Raw genomic sequence first — 2,675 nt, forward strand, 5'->3', positions numbered from 1 at the left:
GAAGCGCACACGCTGTTGGGGCCATTAGTACGGCTCAGCTTAACGCATCTCTACGCCTACACCTGCCGCCTATCAACGTCGTCGTCTACAACACCCCTACTAAGGAACACTCATCTTCAGGCCAGTTTCGCACTTAGATGCTTTCAGCGCTTATCTGATCCGTACGTAGCTACTCGGCCGTGCCTGCGGCCAAACAACCGACTCGCCAGCGGTACGTCCATCCCGGTCCTCTCGTACTAAGGACAGATCCCGGCAGTATTCCAACGCCCACCACAGATAGGGACCGAACTGTCTCACGACGTTCTGAACCCAGCTCGCGTGCCACTTTAATCGGCGAACAGCCGAACCCTTGGAACCTTCTCCAGCCCCAGGATGTGACGAGCCGACATCGAGGTGCCAAACCTCCCCGTCGATGTGAGCTCTTGGGGGAGATCAGCCTGTTATCCCCGGCGTACCTTTTATCCTTTGAGCGATGGCCCTTCCATGCGGAACCACCGGATCACTATACCCGACTTTCGTCCCAGATCGGCTTGTAGGCCTCACTGTCAAGCTGGCTTTTGCTATTGCACTCCCCTGCCGATTACCGTCCGGCATGAGCCAACCTTGGGAAACCTCCGTTACCCTTTCGGAGGTGACCACCCCAGTCAAACTACCCACCAAACAGGGTCCTCCATTCCGGAGTTAGAACGCCAGTCAGCCAAGGGCGGTATTTCAAGGTTGGATCCACGACGCCTGGCGACGCCACTTCAACTCCTCCCGCCTATCCTACACATGCCTGACCGGCATTCACTGTTAAGCTGTAGTAAAGGTGCACGGGGTCTTTCCGTCCCGTGGCGGGTAAGCGGCATCTTCACCGCTACTACAATTTCACCGAACTCATGGTTGAGACAGTGCCCAGATCGTTACACCATTCGTGCAGGTCGGAACTTACCCGACAAGGAATTTCGCTACCTTAGGACCGTTATAGTTACGGCCGCCGTTTACTGGGGCTTCAATTCAATGCTTCGCCTTGCGACTAACATCCCCTCTTAACCTTCCAGCACCGGGCAGGTGTCAGACCCTATGCGTCAACTTTCATTTTGGCAGAGTCCTGTGTTTTTGGTAAACAGTCGCCTGGGCCTCTTCTCTGCAGCCTCTGTTGCCAGTAGGCCCCCCTTATCCCGAAGTTACAGGGTCATCTTGCCGAGTTCCTTAACCATGATTCATTCGTGCACCTTAGAATATTCTTCCCGGCTACCTGTGTCGGTTTGCGGTACGGGTAGCTATACGCTTAACGACAACTGACTTTTCTTGGAAGCCCCTTCATGCATTCGCGTCGGCCGAAACCTCTGCTCAACGCCCTATTCCGTCAGGACGTACACACCCCGGCACTCCGTCATCAGTTCCCCTGCATAGCTAGTACAGGACTATTAACCTGTTCCCCCTCAGGGCCCGGCATTCGCCTGCCCCTTAGACCCCGACTAACCCTCCGATGACTGCCATCGCGGAGGAAACCTTAGCCTTTCGGTGTGGAGAGTTCTCATCTCCATTATCGTTACTTATGCCTACATTTGCTTTTCTATACGGTCCACCAAAGCTCACGCTTCAGCTTCGCCCCCTATAGAATGCTCTCCTACCATCGCACAACTCGTGTGCAATCCATCTCTTCGGTGGTGTGCTTGATGCCCGGTTATTATCGACGCCCGCCCCGCTCGACCAGTGAGCTGTTACGCACTCTTTAAAGGAATAGCTGCTTCCAAGCTAACCTCCTGGCTGTCTCAGCAGCCGGACCGCCTTTGTTCAACTTAGCACACACTTGGGGACCTTAGAGGATGGTCTGGGTTGTTCCCCTCTCGGAGCAGGACCTTAGCACCCTGCCCCTCACTGCCCAGCACCTCTTTGCGCATTCGGAGTTCATCAGAAGTTGGTAGGATGTGACTCCCCCGCATCCTGTTGGTGGCTCTACCTCACAAACAGTAACACTGAACGCTGTTCCTAAAAACATTTCGGAGAGTACGAGCTATTTCTGAGTTTGATTGGCCTTTCACCCCTACCCCCAGCTCATCCGGAAGCTTTTCAACGCTTATCGGTTCGGTCCTCCAGAAAGTTTTACCCTCCCTTCAACCTGGCCAGGGGTAGATCACCCAGTTTCGCGTCAACCCCCACTGACTGCTCGCCCTGTTCAGACTCGCTTTCGCTTCGGCTGCGATCGTCAACGATCTTAACCTCGCCAGTGACGGTTACTCGTAGGCTCATTATGCAAAAGGCACGCCGTCACCCCACACTGGAGGCTCCGACCGCTTGTAAGCGCCTGGTTTCAGGTTCTATTTCACCCGGGTACTCCCCGTACTTTTCACCTTTCCCTCACGGTACTCTGCACTATCGGTCTTCTGAATGTATTTAGCCTTACCGGATGGTGCCGGTTGATTCAAAGGGGATTTCTCCGGTCCCCCCCTACTCAGGATTCCCAACCCACCAACGCCCTGACCCGTACGGGACTCTCACCCTCTATGGTGCCTTTTCCCAAAGGCTTTCAGTTCGGTTGTTGATTTGATGTCAGGTCCTACTACCCCAATCTGGCCGTAACCAGACTGGTTTGGGCTCTTCCGCTCTCGCTCGCCACTACTGACGGAATCACATTTGTTTTCTCTTCCTGCGGGTACTTAGATGTTTCAGTTCTCCGCGTTCGCCCTCCC

At 54.6% G+C, this 2,675-nt stretch carries 1 rRNA gene; it reads right to left on the minus strand.

What is annotated here, in order from left to right:
- Positions 1–3: 3 nt before the first annotated feature.
- Positions 4–2,675: ribosomal RNA gene (locus B153_RS0130800) — 23S ribosomal RNA — on the minus strand; the annotation flags it as partial.

The organism is Spirosoma panaciterrae DSM 21099 (genome assembly GCF_000374025.1).
GTDB classification, from domain to species: Bacteria; Bacteroidota; Bacteroidia; order Cytophagales; family Spirosomataceae; genus Spirosoma; species Spirosoma panaciterrae.